21 protein-coding genes and 1 tRNA gene are annotated in these 23,117 nt (G+C 23.4%); 13 read left to right on the plus strand and 9 right to left on the minus strand.

Features of this window, described 5'->3' with window-relative positions; genetic code table 11:
• Complete coding sequence (gene eno / locus RA161_00915) at positions 1–1,260, minus strand: phosphopyruvate hydratase (GenBank protein WMY97619.1); 1,260 nt, start codon at positions 1,258–1,260, stop codon at positions 1–3.
• Positions 1,261–1,264: 4 nt separating this feature from the next.
• Positions 1,265–2,887: a CTP synthase gene (locus RA161_00920; protein ID WMY97620.1), complete on the minus strand. Its 1,623-nt coding sequence runs from the start codon at positions 2,885–2,887 to the stop codon at positions 1,265–1,267.
• Positions 2,888–3,169: 282 nt separating this feature from the next.
• On the opposite strand from RA161_00920, the gene serC reads away from it, so the two are divergent.
• The 4 genes from serC (at position 3,170) to rpsA (ending at position 8,158) form a co-directional block, all read left to right on the plus strand.
• Positions 3,170–4,258 carry a 3-phosphoserine/phosphohydroxythreonine transaminase gene (gene serC / locus RA161_00925; protein WMY97621.1) on the plus strand — a complete coding sequence of 363 codons (1,089 nt, stop codon included), beginning with the start codon at positions 3,170–3,172 and terminating at the stop codon, positions 4,256–4,258.
• A 20-nt stretch (positions 4,259–4,278) separates the two neighbouring features.
• Positions 4,279–5,562, plus strand: coding sequence for a 3-phosphoshikimate 1-carboxyvinyltransferase (gene aroA / locus RA161_00930; protein ID WMY97622.1), 1,284 nt, complete (start codon positions 4,279–4,281; stop codon positions 5,560–5,562).
• Positions 5,563–5,588: 26 nt separating this feature from the next.
• The gene (gene cmk / locus RA161_00935; GenBank protein WMY97623.1) at positions 5,589–6,314 is read left to right on the plus strand and encodes a (d)CMP kinase; all 726 of its coding nucleotides are present in this window, start codon (positions 5,589–5,591) and stop codon (positions 6,312–6,314) included.
• Between the two features lie 167 nt (positions 6,315–6,481).
• Positions 6,482–8,158 carry a 30S ribosomal protein S1 gene (rpsA, locus tag RA161_00940; GenBank protein ID WMY97749.1) on the plus strand — a complete coding sequence of 559 codons (1,677 nt, stop codon included), beginning with the start codon at positions 6,482–6,484 and terminating at the stop codon, positions 8,156–8,158.
• 74 nt (positions 8,159–8,232) lie between these two features.
• On the opposite strand, the gene RA161_00945 is transcribed toward rpsA, so the two are convergent.
• Positions 8,233–8,967, minus strand: a complete 735-nt coding sequence (locus tag RA161_00945; GenBank protein WMY97750.1) for a YciK family oxidoreductase — start codon at positions 8,965–8,967, stop codon at positions 8,233–8,235.
• Positions 8,968–9,045: 78 nt separating this feature from the next.
• Here RA161_00945 and sohB point away from each other — a divergent pair, with 78 nt between their 5' ends.
• Complete coding sequence (sohB, locus tag RA161_00950) at positions 9,046–10,056, plus strand: protease SohB (protein WMY97624.1); 1,011 nt, start codon at positions 9,046–9,048, stop codon at positions 10,054–10,056.
• A gap of 47 nt (positions 10,057–10,103) precedes the next feature.
• Here the strand turns inward: sohB and ribA are convergent, their stop codons facing one another.
• Complete coding sequence (ribA, locus tag RA161_00955; GenBank protein WMY97625.1) at positions 10,104–10,709, minus strand: GTP cyclohydrolase II; 606 nt, start codon at positions 10,707–10,709, stop codon at positions 10,104–10,106.
• A 150-nt stretch (positions 10,710–10,859) separates the two neighbouring features.
• Positions 10,860–11,072, minus strand: coding sequence for a 50S ribosomal protein L31 (rpmE, locus tag RA161_00960; GenBank protein WMY97626.1), 213 nt, complete (start codon positions 11,070–11,072; stop codon positions 10,860–10,862).
• A 326-nt stretch (positions 11,073–11,398) separates the two neighbouring features.
• On the opposite strand from rpmE, the gene RA161_00965 reads away from it, so the two are divergent.
• From RA161_00965 to murJ, 4 genes are all read left to right on the plus strand, one after another.
• Complete coding sequence (locus RA161_00965; GenBank protein WMY97627.1) at positions 11,399–12,097, plus strand: hypothetical protein; 699 nt, start codon at positions 11,399–11,401, stop codon at positions 12,095–12,097.
• Positions 12,098–12,213: 116 nt separating this feature from the next.
• On the plus strand, positions 12,214–12,744 hold the full coding sequence (hslV, locus tag RA161_00970; protein WMY97628.1) for an ATP-dependent protease subunit HslV: 531 nt from the start codon (positions 12,214–12,216) through the stop codon (positions 12,742–12,744).
• A gap of 10 nt (positions 12,745–12,754) precedes the next feature.
• Entirely contained in the window at positions 12,755–14,089 is a 1,335-nt protein-coding gene (hslU, locus tag RA161_00975) for an HslU--HslV peptidase ATPase subunit (GenBank protein WMY97629.1), read from the plus strand.
• 144 nt (positions 14,090–14,233) lie between these two features.
• Entirely contained in the window at positions 14,234–15,766 is a 1,533-nt protein-coding gene (gene murJ, locus RA161_00980) for a murein biosynthesis integral membrane protein MurJ (GenBank protein ID WMY97630.1), read from the plus strand.
• Positions 15,767–15,772: 6 nt separating this feature from the next.
• On the opposite strand, the gene RA161_00985 is transcribed toward murJ, so the two are convergent.
• Both RA161_00985 and RA161_00990 read right to left on the minus strand, forming a co-directional pair.
• Positions 15,773–15,846, minus strand: a tRNA-Val gene (locus RA161_00985).
• Between the two features lie 28 nt (positions 15,847–15,874).
• Entirely contained in the window at positions 15,875–17,239 is a 1,365-nt protein-coding gene (locus RA161_00990) for an MATE family efflux transporter (GenBank protein WMY97631.1), read from the minus strand.
• Positions 17,240–17,423: 184 nt separating this feature from the next.
• On the opposite strand from RA161_00990, the gene RA161_00995 reads away from it, so the two are divergent.
• Positions 17,424–18,074: a riboflavin synthase subunit alpha gene (locus RA161_00995; GenBank protein WMY97632.1), complete on the plus strand. Its 651-nt coding sequence runs from the start codon at positions 17,424–17,426 to the stop codon at positions 18,072–18,074.
• 15 nt (positions 18,075–18,089) lie between these two features.
• Here the strand turns inward: RA161_00995 and erpA are convergent, their stop codons facing one another.
• Positions 18,090–18,437, minus strand: a complete 348-nt coding sequence (gene erpA / locus RA161_01000; protein ID WMY97633.1) for an iron-sulfur cluster insertion protein ErpA — start codon at positions 18,435–18,437, stop codon at positions 18,090–18,092.
• A gap of 82 nt (positions 18,438–18,519) precedes the next feature.
• Positions 18,520–20,766, minus strand: a complete 2,247-nt coding sequence (gene mrcB / locus RA161_01005) for a bifunctional glycosyl transferase/transpeptidase (GenBank protein ID WMY97634.1) — start codon at positions 20,764–20,766, stop codon at positions 18,520–18,522.
• 169 nt (positions 20,767–20,935) lie between these two features.
• Between mrcB and dksA the strand changes: the two genes are divergently transcribed.
• From dksA to RA161_01020, 3 genes are all read left to right on the plus strand, one after another.
• On the plus strand, positions 20,936–21,385 hold the full coding sequence (gene dksA / locus RA161_01010; protein WMY97635.1) for an RNA polymerase-binding protein DksA: 450 nt from the start codon (positions 20,936–20,938) through the stop codon (positions 21,383–21,385).
• A gap of 102 nt (positions 21,386–21,487) precedes the next feature.
• The gene (folK, locus tag RA161_01015) at positions 21,488–21,967 is read left to right on the plus strand and encodes a 2-amino-4-hydroxy-6-hydroxymethyldihydropteridine diphosphokinase (GenBank protein WMY97636.1); all 480 of its coding nucleotides are present in this window, start codon (positions 21,488–21,490) and stop codon (positions 21,965–21,967) included.
• Between the two features lie 114 nt (positions 21,968–22,081).
• A complete protein-coding gene (locus tag RA161_01020; protein WMY97637.1) occupies positions 22,082–22,825 on the plus strand; it encodes a Nif3-like dinuclear metal center hexameric protein in 744 nt (247 codons plus the stop codon).
• The last annotated feature ends 292 nt before the right edge of the window (positions 22,826–23,117 follow it).

Below are 23,117 nucleotides of genomic sequence, written 5' to 3' on the forward strand. Positions count from 1 at the left end.
TTATTTTTTTGACAATGATTCTTCAATACGTATTAGTTGATTAAATTTAGCTGTATGTTCGGATCTTGTAATAGAGCCTATTTTTATTTTTTTTGATCCTGTTCCAACAGCAAAATCTGCTATTGTTGTATCTTCAGTTTCTCCAGATCGATGTGAAATAATAATTGAATATCCAATATTTTTTGCCATTTTTATAATTTTTAATGTTTCTGTAACAGTACCTATTTGATTTAATTTAATAATAATTGAATTTGCAACTTTCATTTTTTTACCATATTTTAACATTTCTATATTCGTTGCAAATATATCATCTCCAACTAGTTGTATTTTTTTACCTAAAATTTTTGTTTGGTATACGAAACCATCCCAATCATTTTCATCTAATCCATCTTCAATATATGTAATAAAATATTTTTTAGATATATTATTTAAATAATGTGTTAATTCTTTTGAAGAAAAAATTTTATTTTTTTCAAAATAATATTTTTTATTTTTTTTATTATAAAAAGTAGAAGATGCACAGTCTATTGCTAAAGTAATATCTTTACCTATTTTATATCCTGCATTTTTAATAGAACGCAGTATAGTTTTAAAAACTATATGATGAGATTTAAAATTAGGTGTATATCCTCCTTCATAACCTACAGAAGTACTAATATTACATTTTTTTAAAATGTTACCTAAATGATAAAAAATTTCTGAACCAATTCTTGCAGATTCTTTAAAATTTTTTGCAGATATTGGTTGTATCATAAATTCTTGTATTTTTAAATTATTATTTGCATGTTTTCCTCCATTGATAATATTAATCATAGGTAATGGTATTGTAAATTTATTTGGTGTTCCATTAAGTTCTGAAATACGTTGATATAGAGGTATTTTTTTTAATAATGCAGAAATTTTTAAATTTGCTAAAGATACTGCCAAAATAGAATTAGACCCAAGATTAGATTTATTTTTTGTTCCATCTAAATTGATTAATATACGATCTATATTTTCTTGATCCATAGGATTTTTATTGATTAGATTAGAAGCAATTGGTCCATTAATCATTGAAACTGCATTTAAAACTCCCTTACCAAAAAAACGTGAAAAATTATTATCTCTTAATTCTAATGTTTCTTTTGAACTAATTGAAGTTCCAGAAGGAACGGATGCTATACTATAATATCCATTTTTTAAATGGATTTCTGCTTCAATTGTAGGGATTCCTCTTGAATCAAGAATTTCTCTTCCTATTACTTTATTGATATTAGACATATTATTATAATTTTATTTTTTTATATTTTTTTGCTGCTTGTATAAATGAAATAAATAAAGGATGTGCATCTCTTGGAGTTGAATTAAATTCAGGATGAAATTGACAAGCTATAAACCATGGATGATTAGGATGTTCAATAATTTCTACATGTTGGTTATCAATAGAATAACCTGAAATACATAATCCAGCTTTTTTTAATTTATTTAAAATTTTTGTATTTACTTCATATCGATGTCTATGACGTTCTAAAATAATATTTTTTTTGTACAATTTGTTTGCCTTTGTTCCTTTAATTAAATAACAAGTTTGATTACCTATTCTCATTTTTCCAGGTAATTTATTATTATTTTTAGTCTTTTTTTTATTAAAACATTTATTCATTAGATCTACAATAGGATATTGACAAGATGGTGAAAATTCTGTAGAATTAATATCCTCAATATTCATTATTTTTCTTGCATACTCAATAATTGCTACTTGCATACCTAAACAAATTCCGAAATATGGGATATTATTTTCTCTTGCATATTGAGCTGTAATAATTTTCCCTTCTACCCCCCTATTACCAAAACCTCCTGGGACTAATATAGCATCAACTTCTTTTAAAATATCTAATCCATTATTTTCAATAATAATGGAGTCAATTAATTTAATATTGACTATCACCTTATTTCTCAAACCTCCATGTTTCAAAGCTTCAATAGTAGATTTATAAGAGTCTGGTAGATTTGTATATTTTCCAACCATTCCAATAGTTACTTGATCTGTAGGATTAGATTGTGCCTTAATAACTGCATCCCATTCAGATAAATCTGCTGGAGGACAATTAATATTAAATTTTTTACAAATATAATCATCCAATTTTTGTATTTTTAATAATTTTGGAATTTTATAAATAGAATCTACGTTTTTTAAAGAGATTACAGCTTTTTTTGGTAGATTACAAAAAAGTGCAATTTTTTTTCTTTCATTTAGAGAAATATTATTTTCAGATCTACAAATTAATACATCAGGTTGTATACCTATAGAAAGTAATTCTTTGACTGAATGTTGTGTTGGTTTTGTTTTAAATTCTGAAGATGTTGACAAAAATGGTATTAAAGTTAAATGTATAAATAATGCATTTTCTCGTCCAATATCACAAGCTAACTGTCTTATTGCTTCTAAAAATGGCAAAGATTCTATGTCTCCAACAGTTCCTCCTATTTCAACTATTATAATTTGATAACCACTACTTCCTAAAGATATACGTTTTTTAATTTCGTTTGTAATATGAGGTATTACTTGTATAGTAGAACCCAAATAGTCTCCATTTCTTTCTTTTCTCAAAACTTCTGAGTATACACTTCCTGTAGTAAAATTGTTATATCGCGTCATTTTAGTTCTAATAAATCGTTCATAATGACCAAGATCTAAATCTGTTTCTGCTCCATCTTCTGTTACAAAAACTTCTCCATGTTGTTCTGGACTCATAGTTCCAGGATCAACATTAATATAAGGATCTAATTTTATAATAGTGATTTTTAATGAACGTGATTCTAATATGGCGCCTAAAGATCCAGCTACGATTCCTTTTCCAAGGGAGGAAACTACACCTCCAGTAATAAAAATATAATTTTTTTTCATATTTTTTTAAAAAAAAGTTATTGTTTTATTGGTTAATAAATAAAAATTTTTTTTTATGAAAATAAAATAATTAGAAAAATATTTTATAGATTAACATTTAACAAATATTTTTTATATTATCATTTTTTTATATTATTTAGTGTAAAATTTAATTTTTTTAAAAAAAGTATTAATAAATTTAATGAATTTATTTAAAAATGTACTTGTATATATTTAGATATGATAGGTTTAAAATATATAGTATAAAAAAATTTTTTGTAAAATATTTTTGAGGATTAATAAATGAATCAAATATATAATTTTAGTGCTGGTCCTTCTATGTTACCAATTTCTGTTTTAAAACATATAAAAAAAGAATTATATAACTGGAATGGATATGGCATATCAATATTAGAAATAAATCATCGCAATATTTTATTTATTAAAATGATTGAAGAAATAGAAAAAAATTTTCGTTATTTATTAAATATTCCAAAAAATTATAAAGTATTGTTTTGTCATGGTGGTGCAAGAGGACAATTTTCAGCATTTCCTTTAAATTTATTTAAAAAAAATGAAGTAGTTGATTATATTATTACTGGATATTGGAGTAAAATAGCAGCAAAAGAAGGTAGAAAATACTGTATTCCTAATTGTATTAATATTAGTTTTTATAAAAATTCTCGTATTTATTTAAAAAATATATATCAATGGCCTTTAACAAAAGAATCAAAATACATTCATTATTGTCATAATGAAACTATTGATGGTATAGCTATTCATGATATTCCTTTTTTTCCTTCTGATAAAATAGTAATTGCAGATTATTCATCATCTATATTATCTGCTCCTATTGATATTAGTAAATTTGGATTGATATATGCTAGTGCACAAAAAAATATTGGATCTTCAGGGTTAACTTTTGTTATCATACGTGACGATTTATTAGGTTTTCCTAGAAAAGAAACTCCTTCAATATTAAATTATACTTTATTGGAAAAAAGTCATTATTTTTATAATACTCCACCAATATTTTCATTATATTTATCAGGAATAATGTTAAAATGGATTAAAAGTCAAGGGGGATTAATTAAAATGGAAAAAAAAAATAAAAAAAAAGCTCAATTACTATATAATAAAATTATTGAAAGTAGTTTTTATGTCAATCATGTTGCTTTTCGAAATCGTTCTTTAATGAATATTCCGTTTTATCTTGATACAAAAAATTTGGAAGAAAAATTTTTAAAAATGGCTGAAAAAAAAGGATTACTCTTTTTAAGAGGACATCGTAATTCTGGAGGGATACGTGCATCATTATATAATGCTATGCCAATAAAAGGAGTTCAAAAGTTAGTAAATTTTATGAAAGAATTTGAATTTAACTATAAATAATTTTTTTTATTTATTAATTTATGAATTATATTTTAATACCTAAAATTTCTTATATTAATGGTAGTATTACATTACCTGGATCAAAAAGTATTTCAAATCGAGTATTGTTATTATCTGCCTTATCTAAAGGAATTACAAAAATAGAAAATTTATTAAAAAGTGATGATACATATCATATGTTAATGGCTTTAAAAAAATTAGGTATTCAATATACTTTGTCAAAAAAGTATCAAATATGTAAAATTAAAGGTATTGGAAATCATTTCAATAATAAAAAAAACATTACTATTTTTATAGGAAATGCAGGTACAGTTCTTCGTCCTTTAACAGCTTTATTGTCTCTAGGTCATAATGATATTATTTTGATTGGAAATGATCAAATGAATAATAGACCAATCAAATATTTAGTAGATTCTTTAAGACAAGGCGGTGCTAAAATTAAATATTTAGATAAAAATGGATATCCTCCTATACGTATATATGGAGGTTATATAGGAGGAAAAATTAAATTAAATGGAAATATATCTAGTCAATTCTTAACCGGATTATTAATTCAAACACCATTATCTGATAATGATACTATTATTGAAATAAAAAATAGTTTAGTTTCTAAACCTTATGTTAGATTAACGATCTTATTAATGAAAAAATTTGGTATTAAAATATACCATAGTAATTATTCTTATTTTTATATTCAAGGTAAACAACAATATATTTCTCCCGGTCATTATGTTGTTGAAGGTGACGCTACTTCTGCAACATATTTTTTAGCTTCTGCTGCAATTAAAGGAGGAACAGTTAGAACAATAGGAATTAATCAAAATAGTATACAAGGAGATATTAAATTTTTTAATATTTTAAAAAGTATGGGTTCCAAAATTTTATTTGGTCATAATTATATTGAATGTTCAAAAAATAGACTTATTGGCTTAGATATTGATATGAACGATTATCCAGATTCAGCAATGACTTTATCTATTTTAGCATTATTTGCAGTAGAAAAAAGTATTATAAGAAATATACATCATTGGGTAGTCAAAGAATCCAATCGATTATATGCCATAAGTCATGAATTGAAAAAAATTGGTGTAAAAATTAAAATAGGACAAAATTATATTGAGATTACTCCTCCTAAGCACATTAAATCTAAAATTATAGAAACTTATAATGATCACAGAATAGCAATGTGTTTTTCTTTATTATCTTTAAATAAAAAAATTATTCTTTCTAATCCTAAGTGTGTAAATAAAAGTTTTCCTAATTATTTTTTAGAATTTAATCGTATTAGTCATAGAAAGAAATAATTTTTTTAAAAAAAATGGTTTAATGTATGTTAATAAATCAATTATTTAAAGAGGTTTTAGTGAATCAATTACCACCTGTAATAACTATTGATGGACCTAGTTCTGTTGGAAAAAGTAGTTTATCAAGAATATTAGCAAAAAAATTTAAATGGTCGTTGCTTAATTCTGGTATACTATACAGAATTATAGCATTTTTGTCTGAAAAGTTTAATGTAAATATCAACAATGAAGATGATTTATTATTATTAGCTAATTTTTTTAATATTTCTTTTTATTTTAAACATACTACTGTAATTGTTTTTTTTAAAAAAAAAAATATTACTTGCAATCTTTATACAGAAAAAATTGCAAATATAGCTTCAAAAATAGCAATTTTTCCAAGGTTGAGAAAAATTTTATTATATAAACAAAGAAATTTTAGAGTAAAACCTGGTTTGATTGCAGAAGGGAGAGATATGGGTACTGTAGTATTTCCTGATGCTAGAATTAAATTTTTTTTATTTTGTAATTTGCAAGTTCGTATTTATAGAAGATTTAAAGAATTAAAAAATATGGGATTAAATGTTAACATTGATGAAGTTCGTGCACATGTAATAAAACGTGATCGTCGAGATAAAATTAGAAAATATTCACCTTTATTAATACCTAAAAATGCTTATGTTATAGATGTAACTAAATTATCAATTGAAGATCTTCAATTGATTGTTTTAAATTACTGTAAAGAAAAAAACATTTTTATAGATAAAATCTAATACTAAATATGTTATTGTTAAAAATAATGGTATAATTGTTTTTGAAAAAAGATAATATTTTTTTATTCTTTATATGATGGAAATTTATAAAGTATATTCAACAATTTTATTTAATAGGAATTTAAATAAAATTACATTAAAATATTTGAAGATTATGATATATGACAGTGATAGAATCTTTTGCTCAACTTTTTAAAGAATCCTTAAAAAGTATAAAAATTAAGTCAGGTTCAATTATTTCTGGGTTAGTTATTTCTATTGATAAAGATGTAGTATTAGTAGATGCAGGATTAAAGTCAGAATCAGCTATTCCTGTAGAACAATTTAAAAATTTAAATGGTGAATTAGAAATTAAAGTTGGAGATACGATTGATGTAGTATTAGATCATTTAGAAGATGGATATGGTGAAACTATTTTATCTCGGGAAAAAGCGAAGCGTTGTGAAGCTTGGTCAATTTTAGAAAAGGCATATAAAAAATCGGAGATAGTTGTTGGTTTAATTAATGGAAAAGTTAAAGGTGGTTTTACTGTAGAATTAAACGGAATTCGTGCTTTTTTACCAGGTTCTTTAGTAGATATTCATCCAATTAAAGATACAATACATTTAGAAGGAAAAGAATTAGAATTTAAGGTAATCAAATTAGATCAAAAAAGAAATAATATTGTAGTATCTCGTCGTTCTGTTATTGAATCTGAAAATAGTATAGAAAGAGAAAATTTATTGAGTAGTTTAAAAGAAGGAGCAAAATTACAAGGAATAGTGAAAAATCTAACTGATTATGGTGCTTTTATAGATTTAGGTGGTATTGATGGATTATTACATATTACTGATATGTCTTGGAAACGAGTCAAGCATCCTAATGAAATCGTAAATATTGGTGATAAAATTAATGTTAAAGTTTTAAAATTTGATAAAGAACGTAGTCGTGTTTCTTTGGGATTAAAACAATTTTCAGAAGATCCATGGATGAAAATTAAACAACGTTATCAAGAAGGAGATAAGGTAAAAGGAAAAGTTACAAATCTTACCGATTATGGATGTTTTGTTGAAATTGAATCAGGAATTGAAGGATTAGTACATGTTTCTGAAATGGATTGGACTAATAAAAATATTCATCCTTCAAAAATTGTTTCTGTCAATGATGTTTTAGAAGTTATGATATTAGATATTGATGAAGAACGTCGTCGAATTTCTCTAGGTTTAAAGCAATGTAAAGTCAATCCATGGAAAATTTTTTCTGAAAAATATCAAAAAAATGATCATGTTAAAGGAAAAATTAAATCTATTACTGATTTTGGTATTTTTATTGGATTAGAAGATGGAATTGATGGATTAGTACATTTATCTGATATTTCGTGGAATGTTCCTGGAGAAGAAGCAGTACAAAAATATAAAAAAGGTGATGAAATATTGACTACTATTTTACAAATAGATCCAGATAGAGAAAGGATTTCTTTAGGAATAAAGCAATTAGAAGAAGATCCTTTTTATAATTTTATTTCAAATCATAAAAAAGGTTTTATTGTTAATGGGGAAATTATTAAAATAAATTCTAAAGGAGCTATTTTAAAAATAAATAATTCTTTAGAAGGATATCTATATTTTTCAGATCATATCGATGATGTAACAATTGAAAAATATAAAAAATTAAAGATTGGGGATACGGTTGATGTTTCATATGTAGGATTTGATAGAAAAAATAGAATTATCCTTTTGTCTAGTTTATCTTTTTCTGAAAATATTAAAAATAAAAAAAATGGTTCTAATCTTAAAGATGAAGAAAATATATATATCACAAATAATGTAATGGTAGAAGCATTTAAATCTGCTAAAAATGAATAGAATTTTAAATTTTTTATTTAAATTTGATAAATATAAAAAAAATATTTTCGTACTATCATCTGCAATTTATTATTTTATTGTGCATTTAAAGTTAATCCAGAAATATGAATACTATCTTCACTCATTAAATAAAGATAGATTGGCATGATTTGATTTGGAGTTTTGTTTTTTAAAAAGTTTTCTTTTGGAAATGCTTTTTTTCTCATTTTTGTTTGTGTTTTTCCAGGATTAATACAATTAACTCTTAAATGAGTATTTTTATATTCATCAGATAAAATTTGCATTAAAGACTCAATTCCAAATTTAGATACAGAATATGCACCCCAATTTGCTCTACCCTTTTTCCCTACTGTAGAACTTGTAAAGATTAAAGAACTTTGTGGAGCTTTTAATAATAATGGTAAAAAATTTTTAGTTAGTATAAAGGAAGAATGAAGATTAACTTGAATTACATGATACCAAGTTTTTATTGGATAATCAATAATTGGTTTTATTTCGCCCAATATTGCAGCATTGTGTAAAAGTCCATCAATATATTTATATTTTTTTTTAATTTTTTTAACTAATTTTTTAGCTTGTACGTTAGTTAATTTGAGGAAATTTAATGAATATATTTCAACATTCACTTTAAATTTTTTATTTATAATTTTTTTAGTTTTTTTTACATTATTTATTTTTTTACCTATAAGAATAAGATTAGCGCCATAACTTGCATAAGTAAGTGCTGCTTCTTTTCCTATACCATCTCCAGCTCCCGTAATTAAGATTGTTTTTTTATATAAAAATTTTGGTTTCGGTTGATATTTTATCATTATTTTATTTACAAAATTTGTCATATTATATATATAATTATATAATTTAAATTTTCTATTTTAAAGGGTATTATTGTGGATTTTATATTTTCTTATATTTTATTTTTTGTTAAATTAATTACTATAGTTGCATTATTTTGTTTTCTTATATCATTATTATTTTCAATAAATATTCGTAAATCAAAAAATAGTTATTTGAAAGTTGTTAATTTAAATAAAATATATTCTGAATATCAACGTAAAATATACTCTATTAAAATGAATTATACAGAATATAAAAAATGGTTTAAAAAATATAAGCAAAATTTAAAAAAAAGAGTTGGAAAAAATAGATTGTTTTGTAAATCTAAAATTTCAAAAAAAAATTCTCTTTTTGTTATTAATTTTAAAGGTAGTATAAATGCACAAGAGGTTCATGCATTAAGAGAAGAAATTACTGCTATATTATCTGTAGCAAACAAAAAAGATGAAGTATTATTACGTCTTGAAAGCCCAGGTGGAGTGGTTCATGGATATGGATTAGCAGCAGCCCAATTAAGTAGATTGAAAGAAAAAAATATAAGGCTGACTATATCGATTGATAAAATTGCGGCTAGCGGTGGATATATGATGGCATGTGTTGCCGATTATATCATAGCAGCACCTTTTGCTATTATTGGTTCTATTGGAGTTGTAGCTCAAATTCCAAATATACATAATTTATTAAAAAAAAATAATATAGATATCGAACAACATACTACTGGAGAATATAAACGTACTTTAACTGTATTAGGCGAAAATACTGAAGAAGGGAGAAAAAAATTTATAGAAGAATTATATGAAACACATAATTTATTTAAAGACTTTGTTCATAAAAATCGTAAATCATTAGATATTCAATCCGTCTCTAATGGAAAACATTGGTATGGTATAGAATCAAAAAAAAATGGTTTAGTTGATGAATTAAAACTTAGTGATGATTTTATTTTAGAAAAAATCAATACTCATGATATTATTGAAATAATATTTAGTCCTTCTAAATGTTTTATTGAAAATTTTATTAATATTATTTTCGATAAAATCAAAAATTCTTTTTTACATCAGTAAAGAAATAGTTAAGTATTTTTTTTATATACGTAAAAATATAGAAGTATTTATTTATTTTTATTTGTGTAGGGTAAGATATGACCTAATTTTTTCGCTTTTACATTGAGATAGTCAGTATTTTCTGGATTTTTACCGACTATTAAAGGTATTCTTTCTATTACATTAATTCCTGCTTTTTTTATTATTTTTAGTTTTAAAGGATTATTCGTTAGTAATTTAATTGATCGAATTCCTAACAATTTATACATATCAGCACAAATAGTGAAATCTCTTTCGTCAGCTTTAAAACCTAATTTTAAATTTGCTTCTACTGTGTCTAATCCTTGATCTTGTAAAGAATAAGCTTTAATTTTATTTAATAATCCAATGTTTCTTCCTTCTTGACGATGATATAATAATATTCCTCTTCCTTCTTTTGCAATTTGTTTTAATGCTGCTTTTAATTGAAATCCACAATCACAACGTACACTAAATAGTGCATCTCCTGTTAAACATTCTGAGTGAATTCTCGATAAAATTGGATTTTTTTCTTTTATATTTCCATATAAAAGTGCTATATGATTTTTTTTATTCTTTATTTCTTCAAACCCAACAATTAAAAATTCTCCATATGGAGTAGGCAATTTTGCATCTGTTATGTACTTAATTCTCATAATATTTGATTTATTTAGAAAATATTTTTAACAAAGAAATAATTTAATATAAAAAATTAGTCTATTAAATGTAATTTAATACGTTGTCATCAATAAATAATTGTTAATTTAATAAAAATATTAAACAATTTCTTTTAAAGATCAATTGTATTATTTAATAATAGGTATTTGAAAATGTTTTTTAAATTTATTCATTTTTCCTCTAATAATTAAATCTCGTTGTTTTCCTGTATAAAAAGGATGACAATTATTACATACATCTAAATTGATATTAGATTTTATTGTAGATTTAGTAATTATTTTATTTCCACATGAACAAATAGCTACTATTTTTTTATATTTTGGATGAATATTTTTTTTCATATTTTTTTTAAAAAAGTATTAACGTTACATTGATTCAATATATAATAAAAAATATATATTTAACAACATTTTATTTTAAAATATTTTAATTGTGTAAAATAATTTTATATATTATTATTATTGAAAAATATTTTATTTATTTAGTAAATAAGTTTTGTTATAAATTTTTATGAAAAAAAGTATTAGTGAATTTGATTTATTTTTTACGAATTACATATAGATCATTATCATATATTTTTTAAATCGCAATCATTGCAATTAATATTTTGTAATATTAATTGCAAAATATTAATGAGTATTTCATTATTTTAGTTTTACAAATTAAAGTGGTACAGAAAGATTATATAAGAAACGGAAATATTAAAATCCGTAATAAAAAAATTCAATATTTAAAAAAAAGAAAAAGGAGATTTTATTTATATCAATATTCTTTTTTTTCTATTATTATAGTAATTTTATATTTTATTTTAATTAACTTTTATAGAAATAAAAAAAATTTGGTTTTTGATGATTTTTATTTTTTTAAGTTAAATAATAAAATAGAAAATTATTTTTTACCACCAAAAAGACCAATAGAAAAATGGCGTTATGTTAAAGCATTTGAAAATGGAATTATAAATTTTTCTAATCTTAATGAATTAAATACTTATTATTATAGTAATAAATATCATGATACTCCAAAATATCAATTATTTTTTCCAATTACAAAAGGTCTTGATAGTACTAGTACAAAACATATAGTTATAGATTATAAAAAGCAAGATTTTAAAAAAAAAGACAATAAAAAAAAAATAAAAAATAAATGTAATATTTTTTTAAAGTGTGGATCTTTTAAAAATGTTACTCAAGCTGAATTAGTCAAAGCAAATCTTGCTTTTTTAGGATTTGAAAGCAAAATTTATTTAGAAAAAAATGGAAGAAATTATGTTTCTTTGGGTCCATATAATAAAAATGTAGCAAAAGAAATATTTTCTCAATTACAAAATATTATTACTAATTGTAAATTACAAAATTTAAAAAATTGATTTTTTTTTTTATGTATATATATTAAAAAATAATAATCTTATTAATAAACATTAAAGTTATATTAAAAAAATTATAATTCTTTTTAAGTTTTTATAACGTTATTAGGGACTGTTTGATGACTACAATTATAAGTGTTAGACGTCATAATGAAGTTGTCATTGGAGGAGATGGACAAGCGACGATAGGTAATATTGTTATGAAAAACAATGTTAAGAAAGTACGTCGATTATATAATGATAAAGTTATAGCAGGTTTTGCTGGAGGTACAGCAGATGCATTTACTCTTTTTGAATTTTTTGAACAAAAACTTGAATTACATCAAGGTCATCTTACTAAAGCTGCTGTTGAACTTGCTAAAGATTGGCGCACTGATCGTATGTTAAAAAGACTTAATGCTTTATTAGCTGTTGCAGATAAAAATAGTTCATTAATTATTACAGGTAATGGTGATGTTATTCAACCAGAAAATGATTTAATTACTATTGGTTCTGGTGGGGCTTATGCACAAGCTGCCGCTCGTGCTATGTTAGAAAATACAATAATGAGTGCTCGTGAAATTGTAGAAAAAGCATTGTATATTGCTAGCGATATTTGTATTTATACTAATCATCATTTTAACTTTGAAGAATTATCTTCAAAAATTTAAGGATTTAGATATGTCTGAAATGACACCTCGTGAAATTGTGAGTGCACTTGATAATCATATCATTGGTCAAGATAAAGCAAAACGGTCAGTAGCTATTGCATTAAGAAATCGTTGGCGTAGAATGCAGTTGGATGATTCTTTGAAATATGAAGTGACACCAAAAAATATTTTAATGATTGGTCCAACTGGAGTAGGAAAAACTGAAATTGCGAGAAGACTTGCAAAATTAGCAAATGCTCCTTTTATAAAAGTTGAAGCTACAAAATTTACTGAAGTTGGATATGTTGGTAAAGAAGTTGATTCAATAATACGTGATTTAACTGATGCTGCGATTAAAATGGTTCGTTTACAATCTATAGAAAAGAATCGATATCATGCTGAAGAACGTGCAGAAGAACGTATTCTTGATGTATTAATACCATCAGTAAAACAAAATTGGGGAGAAGAAAAAAAGAATGTTGCATCTTCTTCAATTACAAGACAAACATTTAGAAAAAAATTAAGAGAACGCGAGTTGGATGAAAAAGAAATTGAAATTGAAGTAGCTACAACTCCAATGGGTGTAGAAATTATGGCACCTCCTGGAATGGAAGAAATGACTAATCAATTGCAATCTATGTTTCAAAATTTAGCTGGACAAAAACATAAATCAAGAAAAATTAAAATCAAAGAAGCATTCAAGATTTTAGTTGAAGAAGAAGCAGCAAAATTATTAAATCCTGAAGAGTTAAAACAGAAAGCAATAGATTCAGTAGAACAACAAGGTATCGTATTTATTGATGAAATTGATAAAATTTGTAAAAGAGGTCAAGTTTCTGGAACAGATGTATCTAGAGAAGGTGTACAACGTGACTTATTACCATTAGTAGAAGGTTGTACAGTATCTACAAAACATGGAGTGGTTAAAACAGATCATATATTATTTATTGCTTCTGGTGCGTTTCAAGTTAATAGTCCTTCTGATTTGATTCCTGAATTACAAGGAAGACTACCTATTAGAGTTGAACTTAAAGCATTAACAGCAAAAGATTTTGAACGTATTTTAACAGAACCTAATGCTTCATTAACAGTACAATATAAAGCATTAATGAAGACAGAAGGGTTGAATATTGAATTTACTTCTGATGGGATTCAGAAAATTGCTCAAGCAGCGTGGCAGGTAAATGAGAAAACAGAAAATATCGGAGCACGTCGATTACATACTGTATTAGAAAAATTAATGGAAGATATTTCATTTGATGCCAATGAATATAATGGAAAAATAATAAAAATTGATAAGAAATATGTTTCAAAACATCTTGATGAATTAATCTCCGATGAAGATTTAAGTCGTTTTATATTATAAATTTAATTTTTTTTTTGTTATTAAATGCTATTTAATATTTAAATTAAATAAAAAAATTCAATATGCTATTTATATAGCTTTTATAAATAAAATTAATTAGTAAAAAATTACTAATTAATTATTAAAATTTTAACATAATTTTCAGTGAATTTACTTAAATCATTTATATCAATAAGTTTTTTTACTTTAATATCTAAAATATTCGGTTTTTTCCGGGATATTATCATTGCTCGATTTTTTGGAGCTGGGATAGAGACAGATTCTTTTTTTATTGCATTTAAATTTCCAAATTTTTTAAGAAATATTTTTGCAGAAGGTGCTTTTTCTCATTCTTGCATTCCTATTTTAATGGAATATAAAACAAAAAAAAAAAATACAGAAATTAAAGAATTTATTTCATATGTTTCTGGATTATTGATTTTTATATTAATGATTATTTCTTTATTTGGTATTATTTTTGCTTCAAATATAATTTATATATTACTTCCTGGATTTATAAAACAAAAAGATAAATTTATCCTAACAGTTGATTTATTTAAAATTGTTTTTCCTTATATTTTGCTAATTTCTTTAGCAACATTATATAATTTAATTTTAAATACTTGGAACAATTTTTTAGTTTCGTCGTGTACTCCTTTATTGTTTAATCTTGTAATAATATTATCAATATTAATTTTATCGCAATATTGTTCACCTTCAATATTTGCTTTAGCTATTGGTGTAATTATTGGAGGATTAGTACAAATTTTATATCAAATTCCTTTTTTGAAAAAAATTAATAAATTTATTATTCCTAAAATATCTATTTCTAATAGTTCTATTGTAAAATTAGTAAGATCGATGAAATCTGGAATAATTATTATTTGTATTGGTCAAATAAATGTGATTTTTAATATTTTTTTATCTTCTTTTTTAAGTTCAGGTTCTATTTCATGGATATATTATGCTGATAGATTAATTGAATTACCTATTGGTATTTTAGCAGTGGCGTTAAGTACAGTTTTATTTCCTAATTTTTCTAAAAGTTTCTTAACAGGAAATAAAAAAGAATTTCAAAAATTATTAGATTGGGGATTAAGAATTTGTTTTTTATTTGCATTTCCATTTGGAATTATTATGAGTTTATTAGCAAAACCATTAATTTTTTCTTTTTTTCAATATAAAAATTTTACTAATCATGATGCAATAATGACAGAAAAAGTTTTAATTTTTTATTCTATTGGTTTGCTTGGTTTTATGATTAATAAAATATTTATTCCTGTTTTTTATTCTATAAAAGAAATAAAAACATTAACTATAATTACTATATTATCTTGTTTTTTTACACAAATTATGAATTTAATTTTTATTAAATTTTTTTATCATTCTGGATTAGCTCTTTCTTCTAGTTTAAATGCATATTTTTATTCTTTTATGCTTTATTTTCAATTAAAGAAAAAAAATATTTTTTTTCCTTTACCAGGATGGAATAAATTTATATTAAAATTAGGAATAGCATTAGCAATAATGATAACAACATTAACGATTCTTTTACATTTTTTTCCTTTTGTCGTAGAAAGTTCGATGATTATTAGAATAATGCAATTAATTTTTTTTATTTTTATGGGCAGTTTTAGTTATTATTTAATGTTATTTTTTTTAGGATTTAAGTTAAACAGTATTTTTTTAAAAAATTAAATTATATGCGTCTGAGTGGATTTGAACCACTGACTTCCACCATGTCACGGTGGTACTCTACCTAACTGAGTTACAGACGCAAAAAAATGTAATTTGAAATCTATTTATTCAAAGCAAATAATTATTATTAGATTTATTTTGAATCCATAATATACGTGCTATCATCATAATGGCAGATGCAGTTAACCCTATAATAAATCCTATCCAAAATCCTCTTGCTCCTAATGGGTATATGAGCCAATTAGTTAATCCTAAAATATATCCTATTGGCAATCCTAAAATCCAATAAGCTATAAAAGTAATAAAAAAGATAGCACGCGTATCTTTATATCCTCTTAAAATACCAGCGCCTATTACTTGTAATGCATCAGATATTTGATAAATTGCAGCATAAAATATTAAGTTTGATGCTAATGATATTACTTCTGGATTGTGATTATACATTAATGCAATTTTTTTTCTAAATAACCCTGTCAGAATACCAGTAAAAAATGCAACAAATAATCCAACTACTATACTAGTATAGGCTGATATTTTTGCTTTTTCAATAGATTTTAATCCTAAATTAAAACCAACACGGATTGTTGCAGCTATACCTAAAGAAATAGGAAACATAAACATTAAAGAACTAAAGTTTAAAGCGATTTGATGACTTGCAACTGCAATAATTCCTAATGGAGCAATTAAAAGTGCTACTACTGAAAAAAGTGTGACTTCAAAAAAATACGCTAAGCCAATGGGTAATCCTAAAAAAAATATACTTTTTAATAAAGTTAAATTTGGAAATATAAATCGTTTTTTAAAACAAAATTTGTTTTTTTTAACTAGTATAATATGTATATACCAATAAATTAAAAAAAACATTAACCAATAAACAGAAGAAGTCGCAATAGCACATCCTACTCCTCCTAATTTTGGAGCACCTAAACGTCCATATATAAAAATATAATTTATTGGTATATTAATTAATAATCCAATGAAACTAATAAACATTCCAGGTTTTGTATTCGATAATCCATCACATTGACTACGATAGACTTGATAAAATAAATAACCTGGTGCTCCCCACATTATTGCATGTAAAAACTTTTTTGATTTTTTTGCTAAACAGAGATCAATATTTGGTATATTATTAATAATATAATAACTATTATACAAAATGAACATAATGAATAATGATAAAAAAAATGCTAACCACATACCTTGTTGTACATAATTTTTAATTATTTTATTTTTTTTAGAACCATTCAATTCTGATATAATTGGTGTTAATGCCATTAATAAACCATGTCCAAATAAAATACTAGGTAACCATATAGAAGTCCCTAATGCAACAGCCGACATTTCTATTTCACTAACTTTTCCTGCCATTATTGTATCTATAAATCCCATAGCAGTTTGAGAAAATTGTGCTAAAATAATTGGAATTCCTAATAGTAATATACTTTTTGCTTCTTTAAAATATTTATACACACTATATGTATCCTTTAGTTAATATTATGATGAAGATTTAATTATGTTTTTTAGAATTATTTATTGTATAGATTTGTACAAATGATATCTATATGTTAAATATTAAATTAGTTTTGATTATTTTTTAAGTATTTTTATAATAATTAAAAAATGATTGATTATTTGTATTATAAGGTGATATAAAATGTTTACCGGTATTATACAAGGTATAGGAAAAGTTATTGACTATAAAAAAAAATCATATTTTTTAAATTACACTATTGAATTTCCAAATTTTTTATTAGAAAAATTAAAAATTGGATATTCAGTATCTAATAATGGATGTTGTTTAACAGTTACTTTTATTCAAAATAATCAGGTAACATTTGATATAATTAAAGAAACTATCAAAATGACTAATTTAGCGAATTTAAAAATTGGAGATTTAGTTAATTTAGAAAGATCGATAAAATATGGAGATGAAATAGGAGGACATTTGATATCTGGTCATATTATAACTACAGGGAAAATTTCTAAAATCTTTAAAAGAAAAAAAAATTTAACAATGCTAATTGTTATTAAAAATAAGTTTTTAATAAAATATATTTTTTATAAAGGGTTTATAGCTATAGATGGTATTAGCTTAACAGTAGGTGAAGTATTAGATAATGGTTTTTTTGTGCATCTCATTCCTGAAACTCTTAGAAGTACAACAATGTTTCAAAAAAATGTTGGAGATATTGTGAATATTGAGATTGATAATAATACGAAAAGTATAGTGGAAACTACAGAAAAAATAGTATCAAATTTTTTAAAAACAATTGATAAAAAATATAAATTCTTATTAGAAAAATAAAATTAATTTTAATAGTTAAACATCAAAAGAAGAACCACAACTACAAGTTATTTTTGCATTTGGATTAATAATTGTAAATTTTGATTCTTTCAACTCTTCAATATAGTCTATGCAACTTCCAACGAGATATTGCATACTTGTTGGATCAATAACAAGTTTTATACCTTTTTCTATTATTTTAAAATCATCTTCATTAATTTTATTATCAAAAGTAAATCCATATTGAAATCCATTACATCCACCTCCTATAATATAAATTCGAAAATGTAAATTATTATTATCTTTCTTATTAGAAGTAGATTTTTTTATTTTTTCTATCGCTTTTTTTGTTAATTCTATAAATATTTTTTTTTCTTTTATCATAATATATAAATATAGTTTATTTAATTATTAAATAATTTTATTTTATTTGTTTATTATTTTTTTTTCAATTTTTTTCTTATAATTAATTTATTTTTTTATTACATAAAACATTAATATTTTTAATCCATATTGGTATAATTCTATCTGATTTTCCTTTGCAAATAAAATCTCCATTATTTCTAATTTGTATTGGTATAATATGAGAAGGTGGAATATTTTTTAGAATTGCTGGGGTATGATTTTTTAAATATTGATTATAGATATATAATGCTCCATTTGCTCCTGTTAAATTAATAGGCTTATTTTTATCATTCCCTACCCAAATAACAGTAACCTCTTTTTCATCAACTCCTGCAAACCAACTGTCTTTTAAATCATTAGTTGTTCCTGTTTTTCCAGCTAAATTATATTGAGAAAAATGTTTCATTAATAAACGTGAAGTTCCCTTTCTAACTACTTCTTGCATTCCATAAAGTGTTAAATATGCAGATTGTGCATTAATTGTTCTAAATGATGAAGGATAACTATGATAAATTTCTTCATTATTTATGTTGAGAATAGATCTTAAAGATGATAATTTTGAAAAATTTCCACCACTACTAATTGTTTGAAACATTTGTGCTGTTTCTATTAATGTTAAGTTTAATGATCCTAATAGAATTGCTGGATTTTTTTTTATTGTTTGTTCAGGTATTCCAAGACAAGTTAATATATGACTAATTTTATTTAAACCAATTTTTAATCCAATATTTACTGTTGGTACATTTAAAGAATGTATTAAAGCATCAATTAACAAAACTTTTCCTCTAAAATGACGATCAAAGTTTTTTGGTTTCCATATTTTTTTATTTCCTGTTTTAATTGAGATAGGTTTATCAGGAATGATAGTATTTAAATTAAAATTTTCTGGATCATTCAATGCAGTTAAATATATGGATGGTTTAATTAATGAACCAATAGATCTTCTTGCATTTAATGCTCTATTAAATCCAGAATATTGTGGTTTAGATCCCCCAACCATTGCACGTATTTCACCGTTTAATCGATCTACTGAAACAATTGCACCTTCAAGATCAGAAAGCATATATTTTTTTTTTAATGCTATAATTTCTTTCTTCATGGCTTTTTCTGCAGATTTTTGAGAAATAATATCTAATGTTGTAAAAATTTTTGCACCAGATAAGTTATATTTTTTATTTCCCAGTTTGTTAATTAATTCTTTTTTAATTAATTGTATAAATGCTGGCTGTGGATTTAAATGAATATTTTTGTTTTGTACTCCTAAAGATCTCATAATAAATATTTTATATTTTAGTTCATTAATAAGATTTCTTGATTTCAATAATTTTAATATTGTATTTCTTCTTTTGATTGCAAGTTCAGGGTTTTTCCATGGATTATATAAAGAAGCTCCTTTAACCATTCCTATTAAAAGTGCATATTGATCTATACTTAACTCTGTAATTGGTCTTCCAAAATAATAAATGCTAGCTAGTGGAAAGCCATGAATTTGATCATCTCCTATTTGCCCTAAATAAACTTCATTTAAATAAAGTTCTAAAATTTTATCTTTGTTATAAAGAAATTCTATAATAAATGCCATATATATTTCATTTATTTTTCGTAATATTGTTTTTTTATTTGTTAAAAATAAATTTTTTACCAATTGTTGTGTTAATGTACTTCCTCCTTGTATAGTTTTTCTTGCATTGAAATTAGCTATTATTGCTCTTCCTATAGAATATAAATTAATTCCATCATGTTTATAAAAATATCTATCTTCAGTTTCTAATAATATCTTAATTAAAATATTTGGAAAATTTTTTATTGGTAGTACCAAACGTTGCTCATTGTTATTTAATCGTATCATTGAAATTAATTGAGGTTCTAATCTAAATATTGCTAATTCTTTTTTGTTATTAATATTTGTAATATTTAGTAGAATATTATTTTCGAATTTTAATCGAACTAAAATACTTCCTTCTTTTTGATCTGGAAATATAAAAGGACGACGTAAAATATCTATAGTATTATTGTTAACGGTGTATTCTCCTGGAAATAAAATTTTATTAACCTGACGATATTGCATTGCATGTAATAATTGAATAATTTCGTATTTGTTGTATGAAATTCCTGGTTCTAAATTTATAATACGACTATATACAGCAGCTGGTAAATCCCATATGTCTCCTTGAAAACGTATTTGAATTTTTTTAAATAAATAAAATCCGTATAGTATTATTAATACTAATAAAATTATTATAATTTTTATTAAAAAGAAAAAGAATTTATTTTCTTTTTTAAGATCAGGGTATTTTTTTTTAAACATTAAAGTAATATTTTATCCCATAATAAAAATAAATATTTTTTTAAATAAAATTAGTTTTTTGTATTTACTACTATTATAATATAGTAATATATTAAAAAATTTTAGATAAAAATATATAAAAAATTTTTTTAAAAATTATAAAATTTAAATTAATTCAATTGAGAAAATTATGCAAAAATTTAATAAAAGATCAAAATTAAGTATTTTACATATTGCAGGTGTTAAACCATATCAAGAAAAATTTAACGAAAAATATATGAATCATAATCAATTATTACATTTTAAAAAAATTTTAGAAAGTTGGCATAGTCAATTAAATTATGATGTACATAAAACGATAATGTATATGCAAGATGAAGCATCAAATTTTCCAGATCCCATAGATAGAGCAGTACAAGAAGAAGAGTTTAGTATTGAGTTACGTAATAGAGATCGAGAGAGAAAATTAATTAAAAAAATAGAAAGAACATTGAAAAAAGTTTATGATGAAAGATTTGGTTATTGTGAAAGTTGTGGTATTGAAATTGGTATTCGTCGTTTGGAAGCAAGACCTACAGCAGATCTTTGTATTGATTGTAAAACATTAGCAGAAATACGTGAAAAACAAATGAATGGTTAAAATACGTTAATTATTTTTTTAAATTTTTTTTAATATAATAATTAAAAACTAATTTTTTATAAAAATTTTTTAGATTATTAAAATGTTTTAATAGAGTTTTTGATGAAACGTGTATACATTGCCATCGGAAGTAATTTGAACAATCCACTAAAACAAGTTATTGGAGCTATTAAAAAAATAAAAAATTTATCTGATACAAATTTTATAAAATCTTCATCATTTTATCGTTCTAAACCTATGGGTAGAATATTAGATCAACCTGATTATTTAAATGCAGTTGTATCTATAGATACTGATTTGTCTCCCGATATTTTACTTGAATATATGCATTTTTTTGAATTTTTGCATGGAAGAATTCGTACTTTTAAATGGGCTTCTAGAAATTTAGATCTGGATATTTTATTGTATGACAATGAAATTATTCAAACTAAAAGATTAACTATTCCTCATTATGGAATAAAAAAAAGATCTTTTGTTTTATATCCTTTATTTGAAATAGAACCTAATTTATGTTTTCCAGATGGAGAATTATTATCTTCTAGAATCAAAAAAGTATTAATGAATGATTTAACTTTATGGTGAATATTAAATATTTTTAATTGACATTTAAAAGTAAAATAATAGATATTTTTTATATACATGTTTTATATCAATTAAATAAGAAAATTATTTAATAAGTAAGTTTAGGTGATTAATATGCACAATTTAAAGTTAGAAAAAATAATTAATACTTATTTAGGAATTGATAAATATCATGATTCAGTTCCTAATGGATTACAAGTTGAAGGTTGTGAAGAAATTAAAAAAATTGTTACTGGTGTTACTGCATCTCAATCTTTGTTAAATACTGCAGTTTGTTTAAAAGCACACGCTATTATTGTACATCATGGATATTTTTGGAAGAATGAGTCTAATTTAATTAAAAATATAAAACGGAAAAGATTAAAAACGTTATTATCTAATAATATTAATCTTTATGCTTATCATATTCCACTAGATGCACATCCAGTCATAGGTAATAATGTACAATTAGGAAATATTATAGGAGTGAATATTGATGATTATATTACTCCATTATTACCTGTAGGACGTTTTTCAATTCCAATTTCATCTTCAGAATTAATGACACGATTAAAAAATAGATTGGATCGTCAACCATTATATTATGGAGATTTTATATCCAAAAAAATCTCTACTGTTGCATGGTGTTCTGGTAAAGGACAAAAGTTTATTGAAACAGTAGCAAAATTAGGAATAGATGCATTTATTACTGGAGAAGTTTCTGAAGAAACTTTTCATATATCAAAAGAAATGAAAATTCATTTTTATTCAGCTGGACATCATGCAACTGAAAGATATGGTATTAAAGCATTAGGTGAATGGATTAAAAAAAATTATAATTTAGATGTTACTTTTATTGATATACCAAATCCTGCATGAAATAGTTAAAAATTTAGCATAATATAATATTTATTATCTAATAAACTTTAGATATACGCAATTTATTTTAATTTCATATTTATTTTTTTAAATATCAAAATAAAATTACAAAGATATAATAGATTGTTTAAATAATAAAAAATATCTTAAAAAAAATTTTTTTTAAGTAATTTTTTAAAATATACAAAATTAAATTTTTTTAAATTAACTTAATAAATTTGACATTTACGTTTGAAAATCACTATAATTATTACAATAAATATTCTTTGATGCTATGTAAAGCAATCCTTTT

Source organism: Arsenophonus sp. (genome assembly GCA_031446085.1).
Taxonomy (GTDB): domain Bacteria; phylum Pseudomonadota; class Gammaproteobacteria; order Enterobacterales; family Enterobacteriaceae.